At 71.9% G+C, this 13,624-nt stretch carries 13 protein-coding genes and 1 pseudogene; 4 read left to right on the top strand and 10 right to left on the bottom strand.

Annotation, left to right across the window (positions count from 1 at the left end):
- Nucleotides 1-8 precede the first annotated feature (8 nt).
- Together recG and ACWGH0_RS03160 are read right to left on the bottom strand one after the other, a co-directional pair.
- On the bottom strand, nt 9-2,213 hold the full coding sequence (recG, locus tag ACWGH0_RS03165) for an ATP-dependent DNA helicase RecG (RefSeq protein ID WP_453402372.1): 2,205 nt from the start codon (nt 2,211-2,213) through the stop codon (nt 9-11).
- Between the two features lie 90 nt (nt 2,214-2,303).
- Complete coding sequence (locus tag ACWGH0_RS03160; RefSeq protein WP_453402371.1) at nt 2,304-3,944, bottom strand: DAK2 domain-containing protein; 1,641 nt, start codon at nt 3,942-3,944, stop codon at nt 2,304-2,306.
- Between the two features lie 256 nt (nt 3,945-4,200).
- Between ACWGH0_RS03160 and rpmB the strand changes: the two genes are divergently transcribed.
- Complete coding sequence (gene rpmB, locus ACWGH0_RS03155; protein ID WP_003957616.1) at nt 4,201-4,386, top strand: 50S ribosomal protein L28; 186 nt, start codon at nt 4,201-4,203, stop codon at nt 4,384-4,386.
- 159 nt (nt 4,387-4,545) lie between these two features.
- On the opposite strand, the gene thiD is transcribed toward rpmB, so the two are convergent.
- Entirely contained in the window at nt 4,546-5,349 is an 804-nt protein-coding gene (thiD, locus tag ACWGH0_RS03150) for a bifunctional hydroxymethylpyrimidine kinase/phosphomethylpyrimidine kinase (RefSeq protein WP_453402370.1), read from the bottom strand.
- A 37-nt stretch (nt 5,350-5,386) separates the two neighbouring features.
- Nucleotides 5,387-6,358 carry a thiamine-phosphate kinase gene (locus tag ACWGH0_RS03145; protein WP_138893995.1) on the bottom strand — a complete coding sequence of 324 codons (972 nt, stop codon included), beginning with the start codon at nt 6,356-6,358 and terminating at the stop codon, nt 5,387-5,389.
- A 205-nt stretch (nt 6,359-6,563) separates the two neighbouring features.
- Between ACWGH0_RS03145 and ACWGH0_RS03140 the strand changes: the two genes are divergently transcribed.
- Together ACWGH0_RS03140 and ACWGH0_RS03135 are read left to right on the top strand one after the other, a co-directional pair.
- On the top strand, nt 6,564-6,797 hold the full coding sequence (locus tag ACWGH0_RS03140) for an Lrp/AsnC family transcriptional regulator (protein ID WP_069926747.1): 234 nt from the start codon (nt 6,564-6,566) through the stop codon (nt 6,795-6,797).
- Between the two features lie 20 nt (nt 6,798-6,817).
- Nucleotides 6,818-7,309: a DUF3515 domain-containing protein gene (locus tag ACWGH0_RS03135; protein WP_453402369.1), complete on the top strand. Its 492-nt coding sequence runs from the start codon at nt 6,818-6,820 to the stop codon at nt 7,307-7,309.
- A gap of 40 nt (nt 7,310-7,349) precedes the next feature.
- Here ACWGH0_RS03135 and ACWGH0_RS03130 read toward each other — a convergent pair whose 3' ends face one another.
- The 3 genes from ACWGH0_RS03130 to ACWGH0_RS03120 form a co-directional block, all read right to left on the bottom strand.
- Entirely contained in the window at nt 7,350-8,507 is a 1,158-nt protein-coding gene (locus tag ACWGH0_RS03130) for a D-alanine--D-alanine ligase family protein (RefSeq protein ID WP_453402368.1), read from the bottom strand.
- A 127-nt stretch (nt 8,508-8,634) separates the two neighbouring features.
- Complete coding sequence (locus ACWGH0_RS03125) at nt 8,635-9,648, bottom strand: NAD(P)H-dependent glycerol-3-phosphate dehydrogenase (RefSeq protein ID WP_453402367.1); 1,014 nt, start codon at nt 9,646-9,648, stop codon at nt 8,635-8,637.
- On the bottom strand, nt 9,645-10,397 hold the full coding sequence (locus tag ACWGH0_RS03120) for a lysophospholipid acyltransferase family protein (protein WP_453402366.1): 753 nt from the start codon (nt 10,395-10,397) through the stop codon (nt 9,645-9,647). The genes ACWGH0_RS03125 and ACWGH0_RS03120 overlap by 4 nt, the downstream gene beginning before the upstream one ends.
- Before the next feature lie 147 nt (nt 10,398-10,544).
- Between ACWGH0_RS03120 and cofC the strand changes: the two are divergent.
- Nucleotides 10,545-11,222 (top strand): annotated as a pseudogene (gene cofC / locus ACWGH0_RS03115) (2-phospho-L-lactate guanylyltransferase); the annotation flags it as partial.
- Nucleotides 11,223-11,770: 548 nt separating this feature from the next.
- On the opposite strand, the gene ACWGH0_RS03110 reads toward cofC, so the two are convergent.
- The 3 genes from ACWGH0_RS03110 to leuD all read right to left on the bottom strand — a co-directional run bounded on the left by ACWGH0_RS03110 (nt 11,771) and on the right by leuD (nt 13,620).
- Entirely contained in the window at nt 11,771-12,463 is a 693-nt protein-coding gene (locus ACWGH0_RS03110) for an HU family DNA-binding protein (protein WP_453402365.1), read from the bottom strand.
- Between the two features lie 143 nt (nt 12,464-12,606).
- Complete coding sequence (locus ACWGH0_RS03105) at nt 12,607-12,834, bottom strand: SCO5555 family protein (protein ID WP_453402364.1); 228 nt, start codon at nt 12,832-12,834, stop codon at nt 12,607-12,609.
- Nucleotides 12,835-13,026: 192 nt separating this feature from the next.
- Complete coding sequence (leuD, locus tag ACWGH0_RS03100; RefSeq protein WP_453402399.1) at nt 13,027-13,620, bottom strand: 3-isopropylmalate dehydratase small subunit; 594 nt, start codon at nt 13,618-13,620, stop codon at nt 13,027-13,029.
- Nucleotides 13,621-13,624 lie beyond the last annotated feature (4 nt).

Below are 13,624 nucleotides of genomic sequence, written 5' to 3'. Positions count from 1 at the left end.
CCCCATTGTCAGCCCTTGTCGAGGTACTGCTCCCTCTCCTTGTCGAGGAGGGCGTCGAGGGCCGTGCGCAGCTCGGGGAGCCGTTCGAGTTCGGGGTCGGCGGCGACCACGGCGGCGGCCTCCTCGCGGGCCGCCACGATGACCTCCTCGTCGTCGATGACGGCGAGCATCCGCAGGGAGGACCGGACGCCGGACTGGGCCTGGCCCAGCACGTCGCCCTCGCGGCGCTGTTCGAGGTCGATGCGGGAGAGCTCGAAGCCGTCGAGGGTCGCGGCGACGGCGGCCAGCCGGGCCCGGGCCGGGCTCGCCTCGTGCATCTCGCTGACCAGCAGGCACAGGCCGGGGGCGGAGCCCCGGCCCACCCGGCCGCGCAGCTGGTGCAGCTGCGACACGCCGAAGCGGTCGGCGTCCATGATCACCATGGCGGTGGCGTTGGGGACGTTCACGCCGACCTCGATGACGGTGGTGGCCACGAGGACGTCGACCTCGCCCGCGGAGAAGCGGCGCATCACGTCGTCCTTGTCGTCCGGCTGCATCCGGCCGTGCAGAACCTCCACGCGCAGCCCGCGGAGAGGGCCGGCGGCGATCTGTCCGGCGATCTCCAGGACGGCGAGCGGCGGCCGCTTCTCGGGGTCGTCCTCGGCCGCCGCGGCCTTCTTCCCGGCCCGCTTCCCGTCGTCCTCGCCGTCACCGATGCGGGGGCAGACGACGTACGCCTGGTGGCCGTTCTCCACTTCCTCGCGCACGCGCTCCCAGGCGCGGGCGAGGAAGTGCGGCTTGTCCTTGGCGGGGACGACGTGGGTGGCGATGGGTGAACGGCCGGCCGGGAGCTGGTCGAGGACGGAGGTCTCCAGGTCGCCGAAGACGGTCATCGCGACGGTGCGCGGGATGGGCGTGGCCGTCATGACGAGCAGGTGCGGCGGCTGGGCGCCCTTGGAGCGCAGGGCGTCGCGCTGCTCGACGCCGAAGCGGTGCTGCTCGTCGACGACGACGAGGCCGAGGTCGTGGAACTTCACCTTGTCCTCGATCAGCGCGTGGGTGCCGATGACGACGCCGGCCTCCCCGGTGACCAGGTCCAGCAGGGCCTGGCGGCGGGCGGGCATGCCCATGGAGCCGGTGAGGAGCACGACCTTGGTGCCCTGCTCGGCGCCGCCGAGCAGCCCGCCCTCGGCCAGCTCGCCCATCATCTCGGTGATCGACCGGTGGTGCTGCTGGGCGAGGACCTCGGTGGGCGCGAGCATCGCGGCCTGGCCGCCCGCGTCGACGACGGCGAGCATCGCGCGCAGCGCGACCATGGTCTTCCCGCTGCCCACTTCGCCCTGGAGCAGGCGGTGCATGGGGTGCTCGGTGGCCAGGTCGTCGAAGATCTCCTTCGAGACGCGCTGCTGGCCGTCGGTGAGGGTGAAGGGCAGCTTCGCGTCGAACGCGTCGAGCAGGCCGCCGGGGACGGGCCTGCGGGCGACGGCCGGGAGTTGGGTGTCGGCGAACCTGCGGCGGGCCAGCGCGACTTGGAGGACGAACGCCTCGTCCCACTTCAGCCGGTCCCTGGCCTCGGCGATGTCCGCCTTGGTGCGCGGCCGGTGCACCTTGCGGAACGCGTCGGGCAGGTCGGTGAGCCCGCGCCCCTCGCGCAGGGCGGGCGGCAGCGGGTCCGCGATCTCCTGCCAGCCGGTGGCCTCCATGGAGGCCAGGACCACGTCGACCGTCTTGGCGATCTTCCAGCTCTCCATCTGGGCGCAGGCGGGGTACAGCGGGATCAGCTGGTTCGCCCAGGCTTCGACGGCGTCCGCGCCGCTGTCCTGGCCGAGCATCTCGTAGGCCGGGTGGGAGAGCTGGCGGATGTTGCGGAACATGCCGACCTTGCCGGAGAACATGCCCCGGCGGCCGGGCAGCAGTTCCTTCTGGTGGTGGTAGATCGACTTGCCGAAGAACACCAGCTGGAGCCGTCCGCTGCCGTCGGTGAGGGTGACCTCGAGGCGCTGGCCCTTGCCGTTGTTGAACCGCAGAACCCGGGCGTCGGCGACCTGCGCCACGACGGTGGCGTGCTCGTCGAGCGGCAGGTCGGCGAGCTGGGTCAGCTCGCCGCGTTCGGCGTACCGCCGGGGGTAGTGGTGCAGCAGGTCACCGACCGTGTGCAGGTCGAGGTGCTCGGCCATCACCTTCGCGGTGGTGCCGCCGAGCGTCTTCTTGAGTGGTTCGTCGAGCGCGGGCACGGATCCATTGCACACCACGCCACTGACAACGGGCGACGTTCCCCCGCATGGACGCCGTCCCGGCGCGGCGGGGGGGCGCGGCGGAACGCGCTATTCGACGCCGATGAGCAGGGGGGACGACTGGCGGCCCCCGTCGTACGTCACGGTGTCCACCGCGAGGTGCGACTCGCGCACGTACGTCTCCAGGCTCTCCGCGAGGCCGGCCGGCGCCTCCTCGCCGAGGACGAGCGTCACCATCTCGCCGCCGGCCGCCAGCATCCGGTCCAGGACCGTGCGGGCCGCCGCCCGCAGGTCGGAGTCGATGACGGCCACGTCACCGTCGATCAGGCCGAGCACGTCACCCGCCTGGCAGATGCCGGCCGTCGTCCACGACTGCCGTTCGGCGACGGTGAGTTCGCCGTAGCGGGTGGCACCGGCCGCCGAGGTCATCGCCACGACGTCCTCGTCGAAGCGCCGCTCCGGTTCGTGGACGGCCAGGGCCGCGATGCCCTGGACCGCCGCCCGGGTCGGGATGAGGGCGACCCGCACGCCCTCGGTACGTACCTGCTCGGCGGCGGCCGCCGCCGTGTGCCGCAGGTCGGCGTCGTTCGGCAGCAGGACGACCTCCCGGGCGTGCGCGCGCCGGATCGCCTCCGCCAGCTCGCCGCTCGCGGGCGGCTCCCCGGGGCGCGCGAGCACGGTCGTCGCGCCGGCCTCCTCGCAGAGGCCCGCGAGCCCCTCGCCGGGCACCACGGCGACGACCGCCCGCTGGGCCCGCTGCCGGGGCGGGGCGCCCCGGTCGGCGGCGAAGTGCGTGATGCGGATGCGGTACGGGCGGCCGGCCTCCACTCCGGCCTCCACCGCCGCGCCCGCGTCGTCCACGTGCACGTGGACGTTCCACAGGCCGTCGCCGCCGACGACCACCAGCGAGTCCCCCAGCCCGTCGAGCCGGGCCCGCAGCCGGGCCACCGCCTCGTCGTCGGCCTCCAGCAGGTAGATGACCTCGAACGCCGGGCCGCCCTCCCCCGCGGTGTCCGCCCATTCCGCGTCCGCGGGGCAGTCGTCGCCCACGGGCAGCGGCGCCGGCGCCTGACGCCCGCGTACGGCGACGGCCTCTCCCGAGACGGCCTCCACCAGCGCGCCGAGGACGGCGACCAGGCCCCGGCCGCCCGCGTCGACCACGCCCGCGCGGCCGAGGACCGCGAGCTGGTGCGGGGTCGCGTCCAGCGCCGTGCGCGCCCCTTCGTAGGCCGCGCGCACGACCTCGGTGGTGTCCCCCGCTGTGCGCCCGGCGGCCTCGGCCGCCGCCGTGGCGACGGTGAGGACGGTGCCCTCGACGGGGTGCGCGACCGCCTGGTACGCGGATTCGGCCGCGGCCCGCAGGGCCTGGCGCAGGGCCTCGGCGTCCGCCGCCCGACCGGAGAGCACCTGCGCCATGCCGCGCAGCAGCTGGGCCAGGATGGTTCCGGAGTTGCCCCGGGCGCCGATGAGCGCGCCGTGCGCCATGGCCCGTACCGCGTCCGAGAGGGCGGGGGCGGAGGCGTCGGCGCCGGTGACCGTCTCGTGGGCGGTGAAGACCGCCTCGACGGCCTGGACGGCGGATTCCACGGTCAGGTAGAGATTCGTGCCGGTGTCCCCGTCCGCGACCGGATAGACGTTGATCGCGTCGATCTCCTCGCGGGCTCTGCCGAGGGCCTCCAGGGCCAGCGAGCACCAGGTGCGTACCGCGACGGCGTCGAGGGTCTGCGGCACCTGGCGTCCTCCTTGAGAGCGGGTTGCACCGCAGGGTAGTCGCGCGGTGCGCCGCCCGGGTGGCGGGGGCGGGCGCGGGGGGACGGGGCGGGAAGCCTCCGCGACCGTGGTAGTTTCGTTCTACGGGAGCAGGCGATGTATGCTGCTCCGGTTGCCCGATGAGAATCGGGCCATTCCCCCGGCTACGCCACTCGATTCTTCGATCCCGGCATGCCGGGATCCACTGTAAGTGCATCTGAAGTCTTTGGAGTGACCCGTGGCTGCCAACTGCGACGTCTGCGGCAAGGGGCCGGGCTTCGGCAACAACATTTCGCACTCGCACCGCCGTACGTCCCGTCGCTGGAATCCCAACATCCAGCGCGTGCGTGCAGTGGTCGGTCGGACGCCGAAGCGGCTCAACGTCTGCACCTCGTGCATCAAGGCCGGCAAGGTCTCGCGCTGACGTATGCGAAGCGCGGCCACCTAGCTGGTTGCTTGAGAACCGGTCCACCCTCGTGGTGGGCCGGTTCTTTTTTGTGCCCGCGCGCGTGGAGTGCCCGCGCGTGCTATCGCCGGCGCCCGTGGGGTGCCCGCGCGGCCCCCGGGAGGGCCGCGACCGGCGTCACACCGCGGGGCTGTTCCTGAGCCGCCAGCCGTGGTCGACCGGCCCGATGCCGGCCCCGAGCGCGAACCCGGCGGCGATCGCCTCGGTCACGTACTCCTTGGCGGCGGACACGGCCTGCGGCACGTCGAGGCCCTTGGCGAGCCCGGAGGCGATCGCGGACGCCAGTGTGCAGCCGGTCCCGTGCGTGTGCCGGTTGTCGTGACGGGGGGCCCTGAGCCAGTGCTCCTCGGACCCGTCCGTGAGGAGGTCCACGGCGTCGCCGGGCAGGTGGCCGCCCTTGACGAGGACCCAGCGCGGGCCGAATTCGAGGAGCGCGCCGGCCGCCCGCCGCAGTCCGGCCTCGGACTCCACCCGTACGCCGGTGAGCTGGGCCACCTCGTCGAGGTTCGGGGTGGCGACGGTCGCCGTGGGCAGGAGCTTCGTCCGCACGGAGTCCAGGGCGGACGTGGCGAGCAGCGGATCGCCGTGCTTGGAGACGCCGACCGGGTCCACGACCACCGGGGCGTCGGTGCCGGCGAGGAGGTCGGCGACCGTCTCGACGAGTCCGGCCGAGGAGAGCATCCCGGTCTTCACGGCCTGTACGCCGATGTCGTCGACGACGCTGCGGTACTGGGCGCGTACGGCCTCCACCGGCAGGTCCCAGGCGCCCTGCACACCGAGGGAGTTCTGCGCCGTCACCGCGGTGAGCACGCTCATGCCGTGCACGCCCAGCGCCAGCATCGTCTTGAGGTCGGCCTGGATGCCGGCACCGCCGCCGGAGTCCGATCCGGCGACGGTGAGAACGCAGGGAAGTATTCGCATACGGGCGAATCTAGTACGCCCGGCGGCCGGAGCGGGCCTACGGACCGGTCTCGATGTCGCCGAAGTGGTCCCAGCCGCCCTTGCTGGTCCACGGCGCCCCGTCGACCGTCACCTGGGGCAGCGCCGACGGGTTGAGGACCTCGCCGATGATCTTCCAGCGGGCGGGCAGTTTCGTGTCCGGCGGGAACGTCGCCACGATCGCGTGGTCCTCTCCCCCGGTCAGCACCCACTGGAGGGGGTCCACGCCGACCGCCTGCCCGATGTCCGACATCTGCGTGGGGATGTCGATCAGCCCGGACCGCAGGTCGATGCGCACCTTGCTGGCCTCGGCGATGTGCCCGAGGTCGGCGACCAGCCCGTCGCTGACATCCGTCATGGCGGTCGCGCCGAGCCCGGCCGCGGCGGGGCCCGCGTGGTACGGCGGTTCGGGTCGCCGGTGCGCCTCGACGAAGGCGCGCGGGGAGCGGAAACCGCGCGAGAGGACGGCCAGGCCCGCCGCCGACCAGCCCAGCCAGCCGGTGACGGCGACGACGTCGCCGGGCCGCGCCCCCGAGCGCGTCACCGGCTCGTGGTTGCGCAGGTCGCCGAGCGCGGTGATCGCCACGGTGATGGTCTCGCCGCGTACGACGTCACCGCCGACGACGGCGGCGCCCGCCACCGCGCACTCGTCCCTGATGCCGTCCATCAGCTCGGTCGGCCAGCTCACCGGGAGTTCGGCCGGGACGACGAGGCCGAGGAGCAGCGCGGTCGGCACCGCCCCCATGGCGGCGATGTCGGCGAGGTTCTGGGCCGCCGCCTTGCGGCCCACGTCGTACGCCGTCGACCAGTCGCGCCGGAAGTGACGTCCTTCGAGCAGGATGTCCGTACTCGCCACGACCCGCCGGTCGGGTGCGGCCACGACGGCGGCGTCGTCGCCGGGCCCCAGCCGAACCGCCGGGGTGGAGGTGAGCCGGGAGGTGAGCTCTCGGATGAGCCCGAACTCCCCCAGTTCGCCCACAGTGCCCTTCATGGATGTGCCCCTTCTGCCCCAGTGCGCTTGCGGTCGCGAGCCATCACTGCTGTAGGTACCGTCAACACATACGTCAACTTCTGGTCTCCGTACGCCACGCTCCGTGCGCCGACGGCCGCGCAGGTCTCCCCGCTGCCCGCGACGACGCGATACGGTGGCGTCTCTTTATCTCCCACATGATCCTCGTGGCCGCCCTGGAGGTTCCGTGGTACAGGCGTACATCCTCATTCAGACCGAGGTGGGCAAGGCGTCGTCCGTCGCCGAGACCATCGGCAAGATTCCGGGAGTGATCCAGGCCGAGGACGTGACCGGACCCTATGACGTGATCGTCCGCGCCCAGGCCGACACGGTCGACGATCTCGGCCGCCTGGTGGTCGCCAAGGTCCAGCAGGTGGACGGCATCACCCGCACTCTGACCTGCCCGGTCGTGCACATCTAGCCCCCGTCTACTCTTGGCCGGTGACTTCCTCTTCACGTCGGCTTTCGTCGTACGCGCCGGTCCCGGTGCTCTCGTGCGCCGCCCTGCTCCTCGCTGTCGCCGGCTGCTCCCTCACGGACGACGCCGTGGCGGTCGCGGTTCCCGCCCCGTCCTCGGAAGAGGCCGGGGTGTGCCGGGCGCTGCACCGCGAGCTGCCGGAGACCGTCGACGGTCTTGAGCGGCGCACCGCCGACCCGGAGTCGGACCTCACCGCCGTGTGGGGAGATCCGGCGATCGTACTGCGCTGCGGCGTCCCGCGACCCGAGAAGATGAGCGACGCGGCGTCGCAGGGGGTGGAGGCGGACGGCGTCAACTGGTTGCTGGAGCGCCAGGAGGACGGCAGTCCGCGGTTCACCACGACGTATCGCGACGCCTATGTCGAGGTGACCCTGCCCGCGAAGTACGCCCACGACGTGACGCCGTTGGCGGCCTTCGCGGCGCCGGTGAAGAAGACGGTGCCGGACAGCCTGTAGCGCCCGGCTCCGGGCGGTGCGGGCTGTCCGGCGCGTGGTGCTAGCGCAGGCCCGTCGGGCGGCGCAGTGCGGCCTGGATCAGCAGGTCGACGAGGGCCGGGTAGGACACCCCGGTCTCCTGCCACATCCGCGGGTACATGGAGATCGGCGTGAAGCCCGGCATGGTGTTGATCTCGTTGATCACGAACTCCCCGCTGTCGAGCAGGAAGAAGTCCGCGCGCACCAGGCCCTCGCAGGCCGCCGCGTCGAACGCCTCGACCGCGAGCCGCCGCACCTCGGCGGTCTGCTCCTCGGTCAGGGGGGCGGGCACGAGGCCGGCCGCCGAGTCGATGTACTTGGCCTCGAAGTCGTAGAAGTCGTGGGAGGTGACCGGCGGGATCTCGGCCGGCACGCTCGCGCGCGGCCCGTCCTCGAACTCCAGCACGCCGCACTCGATCTCGCGGCCGCGCAGCAGCGACTCGACGAGGATCTTGGGGTCGTGCCGCCGGGCCTCCTCGACCGCCTCGTCGAGGCCGGAGAGGTCGTCGACCTTGGTGATGCCCATCGAGGAGCCGCCGCGGGCGGGCTTCACGAAGAGCGGCCAGCCGTGCTCGCCGGCGAAGTCGACGATCTTCTTGCGCGCGGCGGCGGGGTCGGTCTCCCACTCACGGGGGCGGACGACCTCGTACGGGCCGACGGGCAGCCCGAAGGAGACGAACACCCGCTTCATGTACTCCTTGTCCTGGCCGACGGCCGAGGAGAGCACGCCGGAGCCGACGTACGGGACGCCGGACAGCTCCAGCAGGCCCTGGAGGGTGCCGTCCTCGCCGTACGGGCCGTGCAGCACGGGGAAGACGACGTCGACCTCGCCCAGCGCCTTGGGCACCGAGCCCGGCTCGCTGTAGACGACTTCGCGGTTGCCCGGGTCGACGGAGAGCACCACGCCGCCCTCGGCCGATTCGGCGAGGTCCTCGACGTTCGGCAGGGTCCGGTCGGCGATGGCCATCCGGTCGGGCTCGTCGGCGGTCAGCGCCCAGCGGCCGTCCGTCGTGATGCCGATGGGCAGTACGTCGTACTTCTCGCGGTCGATGGACCGCAGTACGGCGCCGGCCGTGACGACCGAGATGGCGTGCTCGGAGCTGCGGCCGCCGAAGACGACGGCCACCCGCGGCTTGCGGGGCTCCTGCGCGGGGCTCTGGGGGAGGTTCTCGCTGCTCATATCGCGTTGAGAGTACCGTGCACATCCGCCGCCGGGGAGTGCGGGCGCGGGCGCGGCGTGCTGCCCGGCCCCCGCGGCCGCCGCGCCTCGCACCCCGGGGCAGGGGTGCGGGAGGCGCGGAGCGGGATCAGCGGCGCTCGGGCTTGGCGCTGCGCGACATGAGCTCCTTGAGGGCGACGATCGGCGGCTTCCCGTGGTGGACGATGTCGACGACCGTGTCCGTGATCGGCATGTCGACGCCGTGCCGGCGGGCCAGATCGGCCACCGACTCGCAGGATTTGACGCCCTCGGCGGTCTGCCGGGTGACCGCGATGGTCTCTTCGAGCGTCATCCCGCGGCCCAGGTTGGTGCCGAAGGTGTGGTTGCGCGAGAGGGGCGACGAGCAGGTGGCGACCAGGTCGCCGAGGCCCGCGAGGCCCGCGAAGGTGAGCGGGTCGGCGCCCATCGCCAGGCCGAGGCGCGTGGTTTCGGCGAGGCCGCGGGTGATGAGGGAGCCCTTGGCGTTGTCACCGAGGCCCATGCCGTCCGCGATGCCGACGGCGAGGCCGATGACGTTCTTGACGGCGCCGCCCAGCTCGCAGCCGACGACGTCGGTGTTGGTGTACGGGCGGAAGTACGGGGTGTGGCAGACCGACTGGAGCCTCATGGCCACCGACTCGTCGCTGCAGGCGACGACCGCGGCGGCGGGCATCCGGGCGACGATCTCCTTGGCGAGGTTGGGGCCGGTGACCACGGCGACCCGTTCGGCGGGCACCTTGGCGACCTCCTCGACGACCTCGCTCATCCTCTTGGCGGTGCCGAGTTCGACTCCCTTCATGAGGGAGACGAGGACGGTGTCGGCGGGCAGCAGCGGCGCCCAGGCGGCCAGGTTGGCGCGCAGCGTCTGGGAGGGGACGGCGAGGACCGTGAAGTCGGCGTCCTCGGCGGCCTCGGCGGCGTCGGTGGTGGCCCGCAGCGAGGCGGGCAGTTCGACGCCGGGGAAATAGTCGGGGTTCGTACGGCCGTTGTTGATGGCGTCGGCGACTTCGGCGCGGCGGCCCCAGAGGGTCACGTCGCAGCCCGCGTCGGCCAGCACCATGCCGAAGGCCGTGCCCCAGGAGCCTGTTCCGAATACGGCCGCCTTGACCGGCTGGCGTGTCACTTCGCGTTCTCTCCCTCGGCCTTGCGCCGCTGCTGCGCGCGGGCCATGCGGTGGTCGTACGGCTGGGCGGGTGCGGGCTCGCCGCGCAGGTCGGCGAGCTGCTCCGTGATGGCGGACATGATGGCCTCGGTCGCCTCGCGCAGCACGTCGGGCGTCGGTTCCTTGTCGTAGAACCGGTTCAGGTCGACCGGCGGGCCCGCCTGCACCTGAAGCGTCTTGCGCGGGAACAGCCGGAGCTTGTTCTCCTTGGCGTACGGCGGCATCGCCAAGTTGGCGCCCCACTGGGCGACCGGGATGACGGGGGCCTTCGTCATGAGGGCCACCCGCGCCGCTCCGGTCTTGCCGGCCATGGGCCACATGTCGGGGTCGCGGGTGAGCGTGCCCTCGGGGTAGAAGGCGACGCATTCGCCGCGCTCGATGGCGGACACGGCGGCGCGGAAGGCGTCGAGCGCGTTGGTGGTCTCGCGGTAGACGGGGATCTGGCCCGTGCCGCGCAGCATCATCCCGACGAACGGGGTCTTGAAGAGTCCGGCCTTGGCCAGCAGGCGCGGAACACGTCCCGTGTTGTACTGGAAGTGCCCGTAGGAGAGCGGGTCGAGGTACGAGTTGTGATTGACCGCGGTGATGAATCCGCCCTCGGCCGGAATGTGCTCCATTCCGCGCCAGTCCCGCTTGAACAGAACCACCAGCGGCGGTTTAGCGATGACCGCTGCCAGGCGGTACCAGAAGCCGATTCTGCGGCGGGACACTCGGACACCTTCCTCTAGGACCGGGCTGCTTGTGCACATGTGCCTGGTCAGCCGCACAAGTGTCGCGCCAGGTCCCCTGTCTGTCGAGAACACCGTACGCCCCGGCACGGCCCCCGGAGCCCCTGCCCGCCGTACGAGCAGGCCACAATGGGCCCCCACGCGCACGGGACGGAGGGCTGGCCGCTGAACACGCTCGGGAACGCTCCCTGGTCGCTGGTGGTGCCCCTCAAGCCCCTGTTGCTGGCCAAGAGCAGGCTCGCCCCCTCGGCGGGCGACGCGTTGCGCCGCAGGCTGGCGCTGGCCTTCGCCGAGGACACCGTGGCCGCCGCGCTGGCCTGTGCGGCCGTGCGGGATGTGGTGGTCGTCACGGACGACGGCCCGGCGGGCGCGGCCCTGGCCGCCCTGGGCGCGCGCATCGCGCCGGACACCCCGGCCGCCGGTCTCAACGCCGCGCTGGCGCACGGGGCGCGCACCGTGCGCGCGGTGCGGCCCGGCGCTCCCGTCGCGGCGCTGAATGCGGATCTTCCCGCGCTGCGGCCGGCGGAATTGCGGCAGGTGCTCGATTACGCGGCCGAATTTCCGCGCGCATTTCTGGCGGATGCCACCGGAATCGGTACGACGCTGCTTTCCGCGGCGCCGGGGGTGGAATTGGCGCCGTTCTTCGGCGGCCCTTCGCGCGCCCGGCATTCGGCCGCCGGAGCCCGGGAAATACCGCTCGACGGGGTCGATTCCGTACGCCGGGACGTGGACACCGGGGACGATCTGCGGGCGGCGCTGGCGCTCGGCGTGGGCCCGCGCACGGCCCGGCTGAGCGCGGCGGTCGCCGGCAGATACGCTGCGGTCATGCAGGCGACCGCGTACACGTACGACTCCGAGACCCGCAGCGGCAGTGTGCTGCTCGACGACGGCACCCCGGTGGACTTCGACGCCACGGCGTTCGACGCGGGCGGCCTGCGGCTGCTGCGCCCCGGGCAGCGGGTGCGCATCGAGGGCGAGGGCGAGGGCGCGGACCTGCGCATCACGCTGGTGACGCTGCAGACCTTCTGAGGGCCGGGCGGGGCTTTTCGCGGGCGGGTGCTCGGGGCGCCGGCCAGGCCCGGCCACGCCCAGCTCACGGTGGCACCAGGGAGGCGGGCCAACGGCGGGCCACGGCTCTGGCGGCCGAAGACACCGGCGCGGCTCAGGGCGTGCCGCGTACAACGCCGGTCACGGCTCAGGGCGTGCCCGGAACACCGGGCTCACGGGTGTGCCGAAAACACCGGCCGAGGGCCGGGGTCGTGCCGTAAGCGCCGGTCAGGGGCGTTCGCGGGCACACCGCGGGCCGGGCTCCCCGGAGGGAGCCCGGCCCGGCGCGTGACTCCTTGCTGCCGCTCCTACTTCCCGGCGGCGGTCTTCTTCGCGGTGGTCTTGCGGGCCGTGGCCTTCTTGGCCGGCGCCTTCTTCGCGGTGGCCTTCTTGGCCGGCGCGGTCGTCTTCGCGGCGGTCTTCTTGGCGGCGGGCGTGGCCTTCTTCGCGCCGACCGTCTTCTTGGCCGCCGCCGTCGTCTTCTTGGCGGTCGCGGTGGTCTTCTTCGCGGCGCCCGTGGCCTTCTTGGCCGGGGTCGCCTTCTTCGCGGCCGTGGCGGTGGTCTTCTTGGCGGGAGTCGCCTTCTTCGCCGGGGTCGTCTTCTTGGCCGCGGCGCGCTTGGTGGCGGCCTTCTTGGCCGCTGCCTTGGCAATGGTGGGGGGCGGGCCGGAAAGGCTGCCCTTGGGCGCCTTCTTGACGGCGACCTCGCCACCCTTGGGGAGCTTCTTCGAGCCGCTGACCAGGTCCTTGAAGCCCTGACCGGCGCGGAAGCGCGGAACCGAGGTCTTCTTGACCCGTACCCGCTCGCCCGTCTGCGGGTTGCGGGCGTAACGGGCGGGACGCTCAACCTTCTCGAACGATCCGAAGCCGGTGACCGACACGCGGTCGCCTGCGACCGTTGCACGGACGATCGCGTCGAGTACCGCGTCGACCGCGTCCGCGGCCTGCTGACGGCCGCCGACCTTGTCTGCAATCGCTTCTACGAGCTGCGCCTTGTTCACGTCTTCCCCTTCGGAGACATTGCCAGAACGAATGTGTTCAAGCTTTTTCGCACGTTAGGCAGATATATACCGCAAATCAAACACGAAACGGGCTAATCACCCTAGTGCCGCAACGAAGTAGACCGGCGGGAGTTCCACAGGTCTCAGTCGCCTTCGGGGATTCGACCCTCGTCGAGGTCCTTCATCAACCTGTCCAGGCGCCTTGCCGCATCGGCGAGATCGTGTTTCGCCGCGGCCGTTATGACCAGCAGCTTCCGGCTCAGCGCCATCCGTACGCCCTCCGGGACTTGCAGTGTGCGCACCCTTGTGTGTGCTTCTTTCAAGCGACCCGCGACCGCCCCGTAGAGCTCGAGTTGGCTGTCGCGTTCCATGCACCGATTGTGCCATCTGGGGCGAGTTGTCGCCTCCGGCGGGGGCAACTAACGGCATCCGGACGTCCTAAAGGAGCCCTGGACAGCTGCGGCACGATCGTCATGTCCCTCGCGTACCACCGGAGTTGGGGCCCAAACATGACGGTGCCCCCCACCGCGGGCGGCAGGGGGCAACGGAGTGAAGGAAGAGCGTCAGAGCTGCACAGTACTGGGCTTGTGCGAGGGCCTTGAAGCCTCGTAGGCGGCGATCGACGGCTCGTTCTGGAGGGTGATGCTGATGTCGTCGAGACCGTTCAGCAGGCGCCAGCGAGCGTTTTCGTCAAGCTCAAAATCAGCCGTAATGCTTCCTGCGCGGACTTGACGGTCCTCGAGGTCCACGGTGATCTCCGCCGCGGGGTCCTCCTCGACCAGGTCCCAGAGCGCGTCCACGGTCTTCTGGTCCAGTACGACGGTCAGCAGGCCGTTCTTGAGCGAGTTGCCCCGGAAGATGTCCGCGAACCGCGAGGAGATCACGGCTTTGAAGCCGTAGTTCTGGAGGGCCCAGACGGCGTGCTCGCGCGAGGAGCCGGTACCGAAGTCCGGTCCGGCGACCAGCACCGTGGCGCCTTCGCGCTCGGGGCGGTTGAGCACGAACTCCGGGTCCTTGCGCCAGGCCTCGAAGAGCCCGTCCTCGAACCCGTCGCGCGTGACCTTCTTCAGCCAGTGGGCGGGGATGATCTGGTCGGTGTCGACGTTGCTGCGGCGCAGCGGGACGGCCCGGCCGGTGTGTGCGGTGAAAGCTTCCATGGCC

The organism is Streptomyces sp. NPDC054887, from assembly GCF_053610585.1.
This window is presented reverse-complemented; position numbering and strand designations above follow the sequence as displayed.

What these genes read in the sequence shown, in the direction of transcription:
- thiD (WP_453402370.1), bottom strand. Translation starts at nt 5,349, where the DNA reads ATGCGAATACTTCCCTGCGTTCTCACCGTCGCCGGATCGGACTCCGGC.
- ACWGH0_RS03145 (WP_138893995.1), bottom strand. Translation starts at nt 6,358, where the DNA reads ATGAAGGGCACTGTGGGCGAACTGGGGGAGTTCGGGCTCATCCGAGAG.
- ACWGH0_RS03130 (WP_453402368.1), bottom strand. Translation starts at nt 8,507, where the DNA reads ATGAGCAGCGAGAACCTCCCCCAGAGCCCCGCGCAGGAGCCCCGCAAG.
- ACWGH0_RS03105 (WP_453402364.1), bottom strand. Translation starts at nt 12,834, where the DNA reads ATGGAACGCGACAGCCAACTCGAGCTCTACGGGGCGGTCGCGGGTCGC.
- leuD (WP_453402399.1), bottom strand. Translation starts at nt 13,620, where the DNA reads ATGGAAGCTTTCACCGCACACACCGGCCGGGCCGTCCCGCTGCGCCGC.